Below are 15,729 nucleotides of genomic sequence, written 5' to 3' on the forward strand. Positions count from 1 at the left end.
CCTGACAGACTTGGGTACGTTGCAACCACTGTAGGAGCGAGCTTGCTCGCGATGCGCCGCGCGGGCGGCGCTCGGTCTCACGGGCGCTGGAAAACCTCCGGCATGCGCGTAGATACCCATGCAACGATAAGGCCCTCCAACCCATCACTGATCCCGCCTGCCCAGCACCTCCTCAACCGCCGGCACCCGCGTATCACTCTCCATCTGCGCGTCATGCTCAAGCTGATGACTGAAGCGCTCCAGTGAACTCCCCGCCGGGTGCGAGTCGGCGGCGAACACTGGTGGGCTCAGCAGGTACGCGCCCAGCAATCGGCTCAGCGCCGCGAGGCTGTCGATATGGGTGCGTTCATAACCGTGGGTCGCATCACAACCGAAGGCCAGCAGCGCGGTGCGGATATCGTGCCCAGCGGTGATCGCCGAGTGGGCGTCGCTGAAGTAATAGCGGAACAGGTCACGCCGCACCGGCAGGTTGTGTTCATGGGCCAGGTGCAGCAGGTGCCGCGACAGGTGGTAATCGTAGGGCCCGGAAGAATCCTGCATCGCCACGCTCACAGCGTGTTCGCTGGAGTGCTGGCCGGGCGCGACCGGGGCGATGTCGATGCCGACGAATTCGCTGACATCCCAGGGCAGGGCGCCCGCCGCGCCGGAGCCGGTTTCTTCGGTGATGGTAAACAGTGGGTGGCAGTCGATCTGCGGCTGCAGGCCGCTTTCGACAATGGCTTTGAGCGCCGCCAGCAATGCTGCGACGCCGGCCTTGTCATCCAGGTGTCGGGCGCTGATATGGCCGCTTTCGGTGAACTCGGGCAAGGGATCGAAGGCGACGAAATCACCGATGTTGATCCCCAGCGACTCGCAATCAGCGCGGGTCGCGCAGTAGGCGTCCAGGCGCACTTCGATGTGTTCCCAGCTCACCGGCATCTGGTCGATGGCGGTGTTGAAGGCGTGTCCGCTGGCCATCAGCGGGAGCACACTGCCGCGCAACACGCCGTTGTCGGTGAACACGCTGACCCGGCTGCCCTCGGCGAAGCGGCTGGACCAGCAACCCACCGCTGCCAGGCCCAGACGGCCGTTGTCTTGCAGGTTGCGCACGCTGGCGCCGATGGTGTCCAGGTGCGCCGAGACGGCGCGGTCCGGGGAGTTCTTGCGGCCTTTGAGAGTGGCGCGGATGGTGCCACGGCGGGTCAGCTCGAAGGGGATGCCCAGTTCTTCCAGGCGCTCGGCGACGTAGCGCACGATGGTGTCGGTAAAGCCGGTGGGGCTGGGGATCGCGAGCATTTCCAGCAGGACTTTCTGCAGGTAGTTCAGGTCCGGTTCGGGTAGTGGGGCGGGCATACGCACTCCTTGGTTCATGGCGTGGGCCGGCTGTGGGGAAACAGCAGGTCGACGAAACGTTCGGCAGTGGGTTGAGGTTCGTGGTTGGCGAGGCCGACGCGTTCATTGGCTTCGATGAACACGTACTCCGGCTGATCGGCGGCGCGGACCATCAGGTCCAGCCCGACCACCGGGATATCCAGAGCGCGGGCGGCCTGGATCGCAGCGTCGACCAGAGTCGGGTGCAACTGCGCGGTGACGTCTTCGAGGCAGCCGCCGGTGTGCAGGTTGGCGGTGCGGCGGACCGCCAGGCGCTGCCCGGCGGGCAGCACGCTGTGGTAGTCGAGACCGGCGGCGTGCAGGGTGCGCGCGGTTTCGTCGTCCAGCGGGATGCGGCTTTCGCCACCGGTGGCAGCCTGGCGTCGACGGCTCTGGGCTTCGATCAACGCGCCGATGCTGTGCAGGCCATCGCCGATCACCTCGGCCGGGTGACGGATCGCCGCGGCCACCACCTCGAAACCAATCACCACGATGCGCAGGTCGAGCCCTTCGTGGAAGCTTTCCAGCAGCACCCGGCTGTCGAAGCGACGGGCCTGTTCGATGGCGTGGTTGAGTTCGTCGAGGCTGCTCAGGTTGACGGCGACGCCATTGCCTTGTTCGCCATCCACCGGCTTGACCACCACCGCGCCGTGGTCTTCGAGGAAGGCCAGGTTGTCATCGGCGCTGCCGGCGAGTTGCTGGGCCGGCAGCTTCAGGCCGGCGGCGGCGAGGGTTTTGTGGGTCAGTTGCTTGTCCTGACAGAGGGTCATGCTGACGGCGCTGGTCAGGTCGCTCAGCGACTCGCGGCAACGCACCCGGCGCCCGCCATGGATCAGGGTGAACAGCCCGGCATCGGCATCATCCACCTGCACATCGATGCCGCGGCGGTAGGCTTCCTCGACGATGATCCGCGCGTAGGGATTGAGCCCTGCTTCGGGGCCGGGCCCGAGGAACAGCGGCTGGTTGATGCCGTTCTTGCGCTTGACCGCGAAGGTCGGCAGGTTGCGGAAGCCGAGCTTGGCGTAGAGGCGCTTGGCCTGACGGTTGTCGTGCAGCACCGAGAGGTCGAGGTGACTGAGCCCGCGACTCATGAAGTGCTCGATCAGGTGACGCACCAGCACCTCGCCGACCCCTGGCCGGGTGGTGTTCGGGTCCACCGCCAGGCACCAGAGGCTGCTGCCCAGTTCCGGGTCGTCGAAGGCCTTGTGGTGATTCAGGCCCATGACGCTGCCGATCACCGCGCCGCTGTCTTCGTCCTCGGCCAGCCAGTACACCGGGCCGCCGAGATGACGCGGGGTCAGCAGGGCGGTGTTCACCGGCAGCATGCCGCGGGTCAGGTACAGCGTGTTGATCGCCTGCCAGTCCTCGTCGCTCTGCGCGCGGCGGATGCGGAAGCCACGGAACACTCGTTGCGCCGGGCGATAGTCGCTGAACCACAGGCGCAGGGTGTCGGACGGATCGAGGAACAGTTGCTGCGGTGCCTGGGCCAGCACTTGTTGCGGGGCGGCGACATACAGGGCGATATCGCGCTCGCCAGGTTGCTCTTCCAGCAGCGCTGCGGCCAGCAGGGCCGGCTCGGAATAAGTGTGGCCGACCAGCAAGCGGCCCCAGCCGCAATGCAGGGCGCGGGGCTCGTCGCTGGGTTCGTTGCCGTCACCGGCCAGGCGCGCCTGCAGCCGTTCATAGGACGGCACCTGGCCGCGCAGCAAGCGTTGGCCGTAGGCGGAAGTGTGAGGCTTCATCGGTCAGATTCCTTGTTCGCTGAGCCACAGGTTGAGGGCCGCCAGTTGCCACAGTTTCGAACCGCGCAGCGGTGTGAGCTGACCGTGCGGGTCGCTCAGCAGGCGGTCGAGCATCGCCGGGTTGAACAGGCCGCGATCCTGGCTCGGGTCGAGCAGCAACTCGCGCACCCAGTCGAGGGTCGCGCCTTGCAGGTGCTTGAGGCCGGGCACCGGGAAATAGCCTTTCTTGCGGTCGATCACTTCGCTTGGGATCACCAGCCGCGCGGCTTCCTTGAGCACTTGCTTGCCGCCGTCGGGCAGCTTGAAGCGCGCCGGAATCCGCGCCGACAGCTCGACCAGGCGGTAATCGAGGAACGGCGTGCGCGCTTCCAGGCCCCAGGCCATGGTCATGTTGTCGACCCGCTTCACCGGGTCATCCACCAGCATCACCGTGCTGTCCAGGCGGAGCGCCTTGTCCACCGCCTGGCGGGCGCCGGGCTGGGCGAAATGCTCGCGGACGAAATCACCGGCGGCGTCATGCTCCAGCAGCCAGGGCAGTTGCACCGTGTCGCGGTATTCGGCGTGGCTGCGGTCGAAGAACGCGGCGCGGTAAGCCGCGAGCGGGTCCTGCGCGCCATCCACCTGCGGATACCAGTGATAACCGGCGAACAGTTCGTCGGCGCCCTGGCCGCTCTGCACCACCTTGCAGTGCTTGGCCACTTCCCGCGACAGCAGGTAGAAGGCGATACAGTCGTGGCTGACCATCGGCTCGCTCATGGCCCGGAACGCCGCTGGCAACTGGGTGATGATCTCGCGCTCGTCGATGCGCAATTGGTGGTGACGGGTGCCGTAGTGTTTGGCGATCAGGTCGGAGTACTGGAACTCGTCGCCGCGTTCGCCGCCGGCATCCTCGAAGCCGATGGAGAAGGTCGATAAATCTTCGACCCCGGCCTCGCGCAACAAGCCCACGAGCAGACTGGAGTCGACACCGCCCGACAGCAGCACGCCGACATCGACGGCCGCGCGCTGACGGATCGCTACCGCCTCGCGGGTGCTGTGCAGAACGCGGTCGCGCCAGTCTTCCAGGCCCAGGTCCTGTTCATCGGTGTGTGGCCCGTAATGCAGGCTCCACCACTGTTGCTGCTGGCTGCGGCCCTGGGCATCGATGCGCATCCAGGTGGCTGGCGGCAGTTTCTCGATGTTCGCCAGCAGGGTGCGCGGCGCCGGTACCACGGCGTGGAAGTTCAGGTAGTGATTGAGCGCTACCGGGTCCAGCACCGGGTCGATATCGCCGCCTTTCAACAGGGCCGGCAAGGTCGAGGCGAAACGCAGGCGTTCGTTGGTCCGCGACAGGTACAGCGGCTTGACGCCGAGGCGGTCGCGGGCGAGGAACAGTTGCTGGCGGTCACGCTCCCAGATCGCCAGGGCGAACATGCCGTTCAGCCGTGGCAGAAGCTGTTCGCCCCAGGCGTGATAGCCCTTGAGCAGCACTTCGGTGTCGCCGCCGGAATAGAAGACGTAGCCGAGGCTTTCCAGCTCGCTGCGCAGTTCCGGGAAGTTGTAGATGGCGCCGTTGAAGGCCAGCGACAAGCCCAGTTGCGCATCGACCATGGGCTGGGCCGAGCCATCGGACAGGTCCATGATTTTCAGGCGACGATGGCCCAGGGCGATCGGCCCCTGACTGTGGAAGCCCCAGGCGTCGGGGCCGCGGGGCGCCAGGTGGTGGGTTATCCGTTCAACCGCGGCGAGGTCCGCCGGGCGCGAAGGGGTGGCTACAGGGGTGAAACGAAACTCTCCAGCTAATCCGCACATAAGTCCTTACCGGTTTTGCCGTTGGGGAAGGTGCCCGAAAGGTGGGCACTCAGGAACTGACCGGTGCGAATCCTGGGAGTTTTAGATCGATATGGAATAAGTGGAAATGCCGGGCGCAGACACGCGCCCAGGTTTTATCTCCCGCTACCGCGCTTCAGCTCGCGCAGCATGAAGCGATTCGGATGACAGGCCTCCGCCAGTTCCCGTGGCACCGGCAGGGCATCGCCGTTGATCCACGCCGCCACCAGTTCGCCGCACAACGGTGCGGTAATCAACCCGCGAGAACCGTGTCCGCTGTTCACATAAAGCCCCTCCAGCCATGGGCAATCGGCTTCGGGAATCTGCCGGGCGTTCCTGGCCAGGGACGCATAGGCTTCGGCGAACTTCGGCGCATCCGCCACCGGCCCCACCAGCGGTAGGTAATCCGGGGTGGTGCAGCGAAACGCCGCGCGGCCTTCCAGTCGTTGTGGATCCTGGTGATCGATATCCAGGCGTTCGGCCAGGTCGGCAGAGATTTCCCGCAGCAACTCCAGGTTACTACGGTGCTCCTCGGTGGTCGGGGCCAGATCAGTGCTGTGGAAATCGAAGCTGGCCCCCAGGGTGTGCTCGCCCTGTCGCGACGGCGCGACATAGCCGTCGGCGCAGACCACGGTGTTCAGCGTCTGGCTGGCGGCCGTGACCGGCAGGCGGGTGATCTGCCCGCGTATGCGCTTGAGCGGCAAACCGGCGCAGCCTTCGAAGCGCTGGATATCGGCGGCACCGGCCAGCACCACCACCGGCGCCGAGGCCAGCAATCGCTCGCCATCCCAGGCTTGCCAGAGGCCATCGACCTTGCGCAGTTGCAGCGCGTCATGGTGCGTGAGCAGGCGCACATTGGGCTGCGCGAGGTGCCAGCGGCAAAGCGCCGGCGGGTGCACCCAGCCGCCTTCGGGATAGAACAGCCCGCCACTGGCCAGGGCCACTCCGGCCACGGCCTCGGCGTGCTGACGGTCCAGGCGTTGCAACAATTCCTCGTTGAAGGCGCCGGCCAGGACGGCCTGACGCTGGTCTTCCTTGTCGTCGAAGGCCAGTTGCAGAACGCCGCAATCGTCCCAGTCGGTGCCGCGCTGCAAGCGCTCCAGCAGACGCCGGGTGTGGCCGAAGCCGCTGACGATCAGTTGCGAGAGCAGCGTGCCGTGGGCCGACAATTTCAGGTACAGCACGCCCTGCGGGTTGCCCGAAGCTTCCTGCGCCGGGCCGGCGTGGCGCTCCAGCAACTCGACCTGCCAGCCGCGAGCGGCGAGGCTCGCGGCACTGGCGCAACCCGCCAGTCCGGCACCGATCACCAGCGCCTGACGCGAGCCGGACAACGCTGGTGGCCGGCGATACCAAGGCGCTGCGGGCGCTGGCGCCGGATGCTCCTCCGGGCGGCTCTCGAAGCGTCCGCGCAGCACTTCCCATTTTTTGCCGATGCCGGGAATGCGCTTCATCTTGAAGCCCACCGCGATCAGCGCCCGGCGCACCCAGCCGGTGCTGGTAAAGGTGCCCAGTGTGGTGCCGGGCACGGAAAGCCGACCGACCTGGGCGAACAGTTCCGGGGTCCACATGTCGGGGTTTTTCGCCGGGGCGAAGCCATCGAGGAACCAGGCGTCGACCTGGCCGTCCAGTCTGGCGAACTGTTCGCTGGCGTCACCGATCATCAGGGTCAGGCTGACCCGGCCATTGTCGAAGAGGAAGTGCTGGTAACCGTCGTGCACCGCAACGTATTGCTGCAGCAGCGCCTCGCTGAAGCTCGTCAGTTCCGGCCACAGGGCCAGGGCGCGGCGCAGGTCGTCGCGGCTGAGGGGAAACTTCTCGGCGCTGATGAAATGCAGGCGGCTGTCGGCGGGTGCGTATTGTTCGAACAACTGCCAGGCGCAGAAGAAATTCAGGCCGGTGCCGAAGCCGGTTTCGCCGATGGTCAGGCGGCTTCCCGGCGCCAGGGCCTTGAGGCGTTCGCGCAGGTCGTTCTGCTCGATGAACACGTGCTCGGTTTCCGCCAGGCTCTGGTCCTTGGAGAAATAGATGTCGTCGTACTGCCGCGAATGCGGTCGGCCTTGTTCGTCCCAGTCGATCTGGGCGTGGCGTGGGGCGGGGGTGTCGGTCATGGCGGGCTCGGCTACAGCGGATGGCGCATTCTATCTGATCGCCCGGCGGCTGTTTGACCTGGCGCAAGCTCACGCACGGCAGCGACAAAATCGATGGCGATCCGCTAGTCTTGCTTATCCAAGAAGGGAGCCTGGTATGTTTGAATCCGCTGAAATCGGTCACGCGATCGACAAAGAAACCTACGACGCCGAAGTGCCCGCCCTGCGCGAGGCCCTGCTCGAAGCGCAGTTCGAGCTCAAGCAGCAGGCACGTTTCCCGGTCATCGTGCTGATCAACGGCATCGAGGGTGCTGGCAAGGGCGAGACGGTCAAGCTGCTCAATGAATGGATGGACCCACGGCTGATCGAGGTGCGCACCTTCGACCAGCAGAGCGACGAAGAACTGGCCCGGCCACCGGCCTGGCGCTACTGGCGGGCACTGCCGGCCAAGGGGCGGATGGGCGTGTTCTTCGGCAACTGGTACAGCCAGATGCTGCAGGGGCGGGTTCATGGCCAGTTCAAGGACGCGGTGCTGGACCAGGCCATCAGCGGTGCCGAGCGTCTGGAACAGATGCTTTGCGATGAAGGCGCGCTGATCTTCAAATTCTGGTTCCACCTGTCCAAGAAACAGATGAAGGGGCGGCTCAAGGCGCTCAAGGCTGACCCGCACAGTCGCTGGATGATCAGCCCGCTGGACTGGCAGCAGTCGGAAACCTACGACCGCTTCGTGCGCTTCGGCGAGCGCGTGCTGCGCCGCACCAGCCGCGACTATGCACCCTGGCACGTGATCGAAGGCTCGGACCCGCATTACCGCAGCCTGGCGGTCGGGCGGATTCTGCTGGAGGGCCTGCAAAACGCCCTCAAGACCGAAGGCGCCATCAAGCAGCCCACCCACATCGCCCCGCTGGGCGAGAGCATCGACCAGCTCAGCCTGCTGGACAGCCTCGACCTGAGCGTGCGGCTGGACAAGAACGAGTACCAGGACCAATTGCTCGCCGAGCAGGCACGCCTGGCCGGGCTGCTGCGTGACAAGCGCATGAAGCACCATTCGCTGGTGGCGGTATTCGAAGGCAATGACGCGGCAGGCAAAGGCGGCGCGATCCGCCGGGTGGCCGCCGCGCTGGACCCGCGTCAGTACCGCATCATTCCCATCGCCGCCCCGACCGAGGAAGAACGCGCGCAGCCGTATCTGTGGCGCTTCTGGCGGCACATCCCGGCACGCGGCAAATTTACCGTCTTCGACCGTTCCTGGTACGGCCGGGTGCTGGTGGAGCGGGTCGAGGGCTTCTGCACCCCGGCTGACTGGATGCGTGCCTACGGCGAGATCAACGATTTCGAAGAGCAGTTGAGCAACGCCGGCGTGGTGGTGGTGAAGTTCTGGCTGTCCATCGACCAGCAGACCCAGCTGGAGCGATTTCAGGAGCGTGAGCAGATTCCGTTCAAGCGCTTCAAGATCACCGAGGAAGACTGGCGCAACCGCGACAAGTGGGACCTGTATGCCCACGCGGTGGGGGATATGGTCGACCGCACCAGCACCGAGATCGCCGCCTGGACGCTGGTGGAAGCCAACGACAAGCGCTGGGCCCGGGTCAAAGTGCTGCGCACCATCAACGACGCGCTGGAGGCGGCGTTTCGCAAGCACAAGAAGTAGATAGCGGCTTGGGGGAGCTGGTTGGTCAGCTCCCGCGAGAAGCCCCGGCCTTTTGAAAGGGCGCGATGTCCTTTCTGGACCAGCACCGCACCGGGTCCAGCTGTCAGTGTGTCGTCGTACCCAACCACCACCCCGGGCTATCGAGGCCATCATGCATATCTCTTCCGGACGCTGGGCCTATGGTCTGTTCCTGGCGCTGTTGACGGCCCTGCTGTGGGGCATCCTTCCGGTCAAGCTCAAGCAGGTCCTGCTGGTCATGGACCCAATCACCGTCACCTGGTATCGCCTGCTGGTCTCCGGCGGGCTCTTGTTCGCGTGGCTGGCGGCAACCCGCCGACTGCCGTCGTTCACGCCGCTGGGGCGGCGCGGCAAGCTGTTGGTGGCGGTCTGCACCTTCGGCCTGGTAGGCAACTACGTGCTTTATCTCATCGGCCTGAAGCTGGTCAGTGCCGGCACCGCGCAGTTGGTGGTGCAGGTGGGGCCGGTGTTGTTGCTGATCGGCAGCGTGTTTCTGTTCAAGGAGCATTTCAGTGCCGGGCAGGGTGTCGGTCTGGCCCTGTTGCTGGCGGGTTTCGGCCTGTTCTTCAACCAGCGGCTGGAGGAATTGCTGACCTCGCTCAGCGCCTACACCACCGGCGTGCTGGTGATTCTGCTGGCGTCGTCGATCTGGGTGTTCTACGCCCTCGGCCAGAAGCAGTTGCTGACGGTGTGGAATTCCATGCAGGTGATGATGGTGATCTACCTGTGCTGCGCGCTGTTGCTGACGCCCTGGGCGCATCCGCTGGAAGTGCTGCAGTTGACGGCGCTGCAAGGCTGGCTGCTACTGGCCTGCTGTCTGAACACCCTGGTGGCCTACGGTGCGTTCGCCGAGGCGCTGGCGCACTGGGAGGCTTCGCGGGTCAGCGCGACCCTGGCGCTCACGCCGTTGGTGACGTTCGTCGCCGTGGCGCTGGCCGCGTGGTTGTGGCCGGATTATGTAACCGCCGAGCAGATCAACGGCCTCGGGTATGCCGGTGCGTTGGTGGTGGTGCTGGGGTCGGCGCTGACCGCCCTCGGACCGTCGATCAGCGCAGGCTGGCGAGCCAGGCGCGCACGCCTGGCCCGCTGACTCAGCCTTTGCCACCCGCCTCGAGCATCTGCTCGGGGCGGACCCACTCATCGAACTGGGCGTCGGTCAGGTAACCCAGCGTGAGCGCCGCTTCGCGCAGGGTGGTGCCTTCGCTGTAGGCTTTCTTGGCGATTTCCGCCGCTTTGTCGTAGCCGATGTGCGGGTTCAGCGCGGTCACCAGCATCAGCCCGCGCTCCAGGTGCGCGGCCATCTGTTGCGGGTCCGGCTCGATGCCGGCGACGCAGTGCTGCTGGAAGTTGCGGCAGCCGTCGGCCAGCAACTCGATGGATTGCAGCAGGTTATGAATGATCACCGGCTTGAACACGTTCAACTGCAAATGGCCCTGGCTCGCTGCGAAGCTGATCGCGGTGTCGTTGCCGAGCACCTGGCAGGCCAGCATCGACAGCGCCTCGCATTGGGTCGGATTGACCTTGCCGGGCATGATCGAGCTGCCCGGCTCGTTGGCCGGCAAGCGCACCTCCTGAAAGCCGGCGCGAGGGCCGGAACTGAGCAGGCGCAGGTCGTTGGCGATCTTCATCAGCGCCACGGCCAGGGTTTTCAGGCCGCCGGCGAGGCTGGTCAGCGGTTCATGGCCGGCCAAGGCGGCGAACTTGTTCGGTGCGGTGACGAACGGTAGCCCGGACAGCGCCGCCAATTCCGCAGCGATAGCCTCGGCGAAACCGTGCGGTGCGTTGAGCCCGGTGCCGACCGCCGTGCCGCCCTGGGCCAGTTCACAGACCGCCGGCAGCGCCGCGCGGATCGCCCGTTGGGCGTAGTCGAGCTGGGCGACCCAGGCCGAGACTTCCTGGCCGAAGGTGATCGGCGTGGCGTCCATCATGTGGGTGCGCCCGGTCTTGACCAGGTGCATGTGCCGTGCCGACAGCTCCGCCAGCCCCGACGACAGCTCGGTGATCGCCGGCAGCAGATCGGCGTGCACCGCCTGGGCGGCGGCGATGTGCATGGCGGTGGGGAAGCAGTCGTTGGAACTCTGCGAGCGGTTGACGTGATCGTTGGGGTGCACCGGGTCTTTGCCGCCGCGCCCCTTGCCGGCCAGTTCATTGGCGCGACCGGCGATCACTTCGTTGACGTTCATGTTGCTCTGGGTGCCGCTGCCGGTCTGCCAGACGACGAGCGGGAACTGGTCGTCGTGCTGGCCGTCGAGCACTTCGTCGGCGGCCTGTTCGATCAGCCGGGCGATCGCTGCGGGCAGGTCGCCGTTGCGGTCGTTGACCCGTGCAGCCGCTTTTTTCACCAGCGCCAGGGCGTGCAGCACCGCCAGCGGCATGCGTTCCTTGCCGATGGCGAAGTTGATCAGGGAACGTTGCGTCTGGGCGCCCCAGTAAACGTGGTCCGGAACTTCGACCGGTCCGAGGCTGTCAGTTTCGATACGGCTCATGCGCTACCCACTCCTTATGCAAGATGCAAGGTCTGACAAAGCAGTTTAGGCCCTGATGATCCGGGCCGGTTCCATAGTCTCTCGTACTATTGAGCAGATGCTCCCGTCGGCGCAGAATGCTCTACGCTGGAAACACTCACTTACTCTTTAAGGAATTTCGATGACCCGTCTTCGCGCCCTCTGCACGGCTGTCGCGCTGGTTTGCGCCAGCGGCCAGGTATTCGCCGATGCCGCCAGCCACGCTGCCAATGCTGAGAAATTCCTCATGCTGGCGCACGCCGACAAGCTCGGAACCCCGGTCTACATGCAGGTTCAGCAGATGTTCGGTCAGCGCTTCGAGCAGACCAAAGCCCCTGCTTCGAAGAAATCCGTGCTCGACAGCTACCAGGCCAAGGCCAACGCCGCGCTGGATAACGCTATCGGCTGGAACAAGCTCAAGCCAGACATGATCAAGCTGTACACCAGCAACTTCACCGAGAGCGAGCTGAAAGACCTGGTGGCCTTCTATCAGTCGCCACTGGGCAAGAAAGTGCTGGAAACCATGCCTCGCGTTACCCAGCAATCGGCCCAACTGACCCAGCAGAAGCTGGAAGCCGCGGTGCCGGTGGTCAACAAGCTGCTGGATGACATGACCAAGGAACTCGACCCGAGCGCCGGCAAAGCCGCCGCTCCAGCCAAGAAGCCGTAAGCGGGGCCGTTCATGTCGATGCAACAGAAGATCGAACAGAGCCTGCACGCACTGGCCCCCCAGCACCTGCAGGTGCTGGACGAGAGCCACATGCACAGCCGCGGCGTGGAAACCCACTACAAGGCGGTGCTGGTCAGTGAGCAATTCGAAGGCCTGAACAGCGTCAAGCGGCACCAGAAGGTCTACGCCACCCTCGGCGACCTGATGGGCCAGTTCCATGCGCTGGCGTTGCACACCTACACCCCGCAGGAATGGGAAAAAGTCGGCAGCGCGCCGGCTTCGCCCACCTGCGCCGGAGGCAGCAAGCACTGATTTCAAATTCAGGTTTTGCTAGAATCCGCACCCGCGCCGCTTGTCGGCGCGTTTTTATTTGTATTTTTTGACCCGGTCCGCCCTTTACGAGGGTGACCACTGGAGAGTTGCAAGCATGACCCAATCCATTGTCGTGGCGGCGCTGTACAAGTTCGTCACCCTCGAAGACTACGTCGAGCTGCGCGAGCCGCTGCTCGCCTGCATGGAAGCCAACGGTGTCAAAGGCACCCTGCTGCTGGCCGAAGAAGGCATCAACGGCACGGTTTCCGCCACCCGCGAAGGTATCGATGGCCTGTTGACCTGGCTGCGCAATGACCCGCGCCTGGTGGATGTCGACCATAAAGAGTCGTACTGCGACGAACAGCCGTTCTACCGCACCAAGGTCAAGCTGAAGAAAGAGATCGTCACCTTGGGCGTACCGGGTGTGGACCCGAACAAGGCGGTTGGCACCTACATCGAGCCCCAGGACTGGAACGCCATCATCAGCGACCCGGAAGTCCTGCTGATCGACACCCGAAACGACTACGAAGTGGCCATCGGCACCTTCGAAGGCGCGATCGATCCGAAGACCACCTCCTTCCGTGAATTCCCCGACTACATCAAGGCCAACTTCGACCCGTCGCGGCACAAGAAGGTCGCTATGTTCTGCACCGGTGGCATCCGTTGCGAAAAGGCCTCCAGCTATATGCTCGGTGAGGGTTTCGAAGAGGTCTATCATCTTAAAGGCGGGATCCTGAAGTACCTTGAAGAGGTACCTCAGGAGCAGAGCAAGTGGCAGGGCGACTGCTTCGTCTTCGACAACCGGGTCACCGTGCGTCACGACCTCAGCGAAGGCGACTACGACCAGTGCCACGCCTGCCGCCACCCGATCAACGCCGACGAGCGGGCCTCGGAGCACTATTCGCCAGGTATCAGTTGCCCGCATTGCTGGGACAGCCTGAGCGAGAAGACGCGCCGCAGCGCCATCGACCGGCAGAAACAGATCGAACTGGCCAAGGCCCGCAACCAGCCGCACCCGATCGGGTTCAACTACCGCAAAGCCGAGGTGTGATTCATGACCGCTCGCCTGCTCTACGTCATGGACCCGATGTGCTCCTGGTGCTGGGGATTCGCCCCGGTGGCCAGCGCCTTGATCGCTCAGGCCGGGCAGGCGGGGGTTGAAACCCATCTGGTGGCCGGCGGTCTGCGTAACGGCAGTTCACCGCTGGATGCCTCGACGCGGCGCTATATCCTCGAACACTGGCAGGCGGTCAACGAGGCCACCGGCCAGCCGTTCCAGCTCGAGGGCGCGATGCCGGAAGGCTTTGTCTACGACACCGAGCCGGCCTGCCGCGCGTTGGTCACCGCTCGCAGCCTCGATCCGCAAGCGGTCTGGCCGCTGCTCGGGTTGATTCAGCAGGCGTTCTACCAGCATGGCGAAGACGTCACCCTGGCGCCGAAGCTGGTGGAACTGGCCGAACAGGCCGGTTTTGACCGTGCGCGTTTCTCTGCAGCCTTCACCAGTCCCGAGCAGCGCGGTGCCACTGCCGCCGATATCACCTGGGTCCAGGACCTGGGCATCGCCGGATTCCCCACCTTGCTGGCCGAGCGCAACGGCCAGCTCGCCTTGCTGACCAACGGCTACCAGCCGCTGGAAGCCCTCGAACCGTTGCTGGGTCGCTGGCTGGAGCGGGCCGCTTATGCTTGATCTGCCAGGCTCGCCCGACCCGGTTCCCGGGCCTGCGGCGGCGTCTGCCGATCGCTTGAGCTGGGCGGAAATCCGCCGCCTGGCCCTTCATCACAAGAAAGCCCTGTGGACCGCCAACGGCGTTGCCGTACTGGCGGCGCTGTGCAGCGTGCCGATCCCGCTGTTGCTGCCATTGCTGGTGGACGAAGTGCTGCTGGGCCACGGCGATGCTGCGCTGAAGTGGATGAACCAGTTGCTGCCGGCCAACTGGCAGGTGGCGGCCGGTTATATCGGCTTGATGTTGACGGTCACCCTGATCCTGCGCTGCTCCGCATTGGCCTTCAACGTGGTCCAGGCCAAGCTGTTCGCCGGGCTGGCCAAGGACATCGTCTACCGCTTGCGTATCCGCCTGATCGAGCGCTTGAAGCGGATTTCCCTGAGCGAATACGAAAGTCTCGGCAGCGGCACGGTCACCACGCACCTGGTGACCGACCTGGACACCGTGGACAAGTTCGTCGGCGAAACCCTCAGCCGTTTCCTGGTGGCAGTGCTGACCCTGACCGGCACTGCGGCGATCCTGATCTGGATGCACTGGCAACTGGCGCTGCTGATCCTGCTGTTCAACCCGCTGGTGATCTTCGCCACGGTGCAGTTGGGCAAGCGGGTCAAGCACCTGAAGAAACTGGAAAACGACAGCACCTCGCGGTTCACCCAGGCGCTGACTGAAACCCTTGATGCGATCCAGGAAATCCGCGCCGGCAACCGCCAGGGCTATTTCCTCGGCCGCCTCGGTCTGCGCGCCCAGGACGTACGCAACTACGCGGTGGCCTCGCAGTGGAAAAGCGATGCGAGCAGCCGCGCCAGTGGCCTGCTGTTCCAGTTCGGTATCGATATCTTCCGCGCGGCGGCGATGCTTACCGTGCTGTTCTCGGACCTCAGCATCGGGCAGATGCTCGCGGTGTTCAGCTACCTGTGGTTCATGATCGGTCCGGTGGAGCAGTTGCTGAACCTGCAATACGCCTATTACGCGGCGGGCGGCGCGCTGAGCCGGATCAACGAGTTGCTTGCACGGTCCGATGAGCCGCAGTTCCCCGGCGGCACCGATCCTTTCCAGGGCCAGACCACCGTGGGCATCGAGGTACGCGGGCTGCGTTTCGGCTACGGTGAGGAACCGGTGCTGGACCAGTTGAACCTGTCCATCGCCCCGGGCGAGAAGGTTGCGATCGTCGGCGCCAGTGGCGGCGGCAAAAGTACCCTGGTGCAGTTGTTGCTGGGCTTGTACAGCGCTCAGGCCGGCAGCATCCGCTTCGGCGGTGCGACACTGCAGGAGATCGGCCTGGAAACCCTGCGCGAGAATGTCGCGGTGGTGCTGCAGCACCCGTCGCTGTTCAACGACACGGTGCGCGCCAACCTCACCATGGGCCGCGATTGCTCCGATGACGCCTGCTGGCAGGCGTTGGCCATCGCCCAGCTGGACGAAACCATCGGCGCCTTGCCCCAGGGGCTGGATAGCGTGGTAGGCCGTTCGGGCGTGCGCTTGTCCGGTGGCCAGCGCCAGCGTCTGGCGATCGCGCGAATGGTGCTGGCCGAGCCCAAGGTAGTGATTCTCGACGAGGCCACTTCGGCCCTCGACGCGGCGACCGAGTACAACCTGCATGTCGCCTTGGCGCGCTTCCTCAGTGCTCGCACTACGCTGATCATTGCCCACCGGCTGTCGGCGGTGAAACAGGCCGACCGGGTGCTGGTGTTCGACGGCGGTCATGTGGCCGAGGATGGTGGTCATCAGCAACTGATCGCCGAGGGCGGCCTGTACGCCAAGCTTTACGGGCATTTGCAGCAGAGCTGATAGCGACATCATGTAGTGCGGCGTCAGAAATCTCTTATTGCCATGAAGGCAAATGGCCTAGTCTGTGAAAACAA

Annotated in this window: 12 protein-coding genes; 7 read left to right on the forward strand and 5 right to left on the reverse strand. The window is 64.9% G+C overall.

All coding sequences use genetic code 11. From position 1 onward, the window contains the following. Positions 1 to 144 precede the first annotated feature (144 nt). The 4 genes from DM374_RS07035 to mnmC form a co-directional block, all read right to left on the reverse strand. Positions 145 to 1,332, reverse strand: a complete 1,188-nt coding sequence (locus DM374_RS07035; RefSeq protein ID WP_110969217.1) for an osmoprotectant NAGGN system M42 family peptidase — start codon at positions 1,330 to 1,332, stop codon at positions 145 to 147. Positions 1,333 to 1,346: 14 nt separating this feature from the next. After that, positions 1,347 to 3,092, reverse strand: coding sequence for an N-acetylglutaminylglutamine synthetase (gene ngg / locus DM374_RS07040; protein WP_110969218.1), 1,746 nt, complete (start codon positions 3,090 to 3,092; stop codon positions 1,347 to 1,349). Positions 3,093 to 3,095: 3 nt separating this feature from the next. Beyond that, positions 3,096 to 4,883, reverse strand: a complete 1,788-nt coding sequence (locus tag DM374_RS07045; protein WP_110969219.1) for an N-acetylglutaminylglutamine amidotransferase — start codon at positions 4,881 to 4,883, stop codon at positions 3,096 to 3,098. 134 nt (positions 4,884 to 5,017) lie between these two features. Further along, the gene (gene mnmC / locus DM374_RS07050) at positions 5,018 to 7,009 is read right to left on the reverse strand and encodes a bifunctional tRNA (5-methylaminomethyl-2-thiouridine)(34)-methyltransferase MnmD/FAD-dependent 5-carboxymethylaminomethyl-2-thiouridine(34) oxidoreductase MnmC (RefSeq protein WP_110969220.1); all 1,992 of its coding nucleotides are present in this window, start codon (positions 7,007 to 7,009) and stop codon (positions 5,018 to 5,020) included. Positions 7,010 to 7,145: 136 nt separating this feature from the next. On the opposite strand from mnmC, the gene pap reads away from it, so the two are divergent. Both pap and DM374_RS07060 read left to right on the forward strand, forming a co-directional pair. Next, entirely contained in the window at positions 7,146 to 8,639 is a 1,494-nt protein-coding gene (gene pap, locus DM374_RS07055) for a polyphosphate:AMP phosphotransferase (RefSeq protein ID WP_110969221.1), read from the forward strand. Between the two features lie 151 nt (positions 8,640 to 8,790). Beyond that, positions 8,791 to 9,747 (forward strand): DMT family transporter, encoded by a 957-nt coding sequence (locus tag DM374_RS07060; RefSeq protein WP_110969222.1) that lies wholly within the window; start codon positions 8,791 to 8,793, stop codon positions 9,745 to 9,747. Position 9,748: 1 nt separating this feature from the next. On the opposite strand, the gene DM374_RS07065 is transcribed toward DM374_RS07060, so the two are convergent. Next, positions 9,749 to 11,143, reverse strand: a complete 1,395-nt coding sequence (locus DM374_RS07065) for a class II fumarate hydratase (protein WP_110969223.1) — start codon at positions 11,141 to 11,143, stop codon at positions 9,749 to 9,751. Positions 11,144 to 11,303: 160 nt separating this feature from the next. On the opposite strand from DM374_RS07065, the gene DM374_RS07070 reads away from it, so the two are divergent. From DM374_RS07070 to DM374_RS07090, 5 genes are all read left to right on the forward strand, one after another. Beyond that, complete coding sequence (locus tag DM374_RS07070) at positions 11,304 to 11,831, forward strand: DUF2059 domain-containing protein (protein ID WP_110969224.1); 528 nt, start codon at positions 11,304 to 11,306, stop codon at positions 11,829 to 11,831. Positions 11,832 to 11,843: 12 nt separating this feature from the next. Beyond that, positions 11,844 to 12,143, forward strand: coding sequence for a BolA family protein (locus tag DM374_RS07075; RefSeq protein ID WP_110969225.1), 300 nt, complete (start codon positions 11,844 to 11,846; stop codon positions 12,141 to 12,143). 115 nt (positions 12,144 to 12,258) lie between these two features. Further along, entirely contained in the window at positions 12,259 to 13,194 is a 936-nt protein-coding gene (gene trhO / locus DM374_RS07080; RefSeq protein WP_095155484.1) for an oxygen-dependent tRNA uridine(34) hydroxylase TrhO, read from the forward strand. A 3-nt stretch (positions 13,195 to 13,197) separates the two neighbouring features. Further along, positions 13,198 to 13,830: a DsbA family protein gene (locus DM374_RS07085; protein ID WP_110969226.1), complete on the forward strand. Its 633-nt coding sequence runs from the start codon at positions 13,198 to 13,200 to the stop codon at positions 13,828 to 13,830. Beyond that, positions 13,823 to 15,655: an ABC transporter ATP-binding protein gene (locus DM374_RS07090; RefSeq protein ID WP_110969227.1), complete on the forward strand. Its 1,833-nt coding sequence runs from the start codon at positions 13,823 to 13,825 to the stop codon at positions 15,653 to 15,655. Before DM374_RS07085 ends, DM374_RS07090 begins: the two co-directional genes overlap by 8 nt. Positions 15,656 to 15,729: the final 74 nt, after the last annotated feature.

This window comes from Pseudomonas huaxiensis, from assembly GCF_003231275.1.
Lineage (GTDB): Bacteria > Pseudomonadota > Gammaproteobacteria > Pseudomonadales > Pseudomonadaceae > Aquipseudomonas > Aquipseudomonas huaxiensis.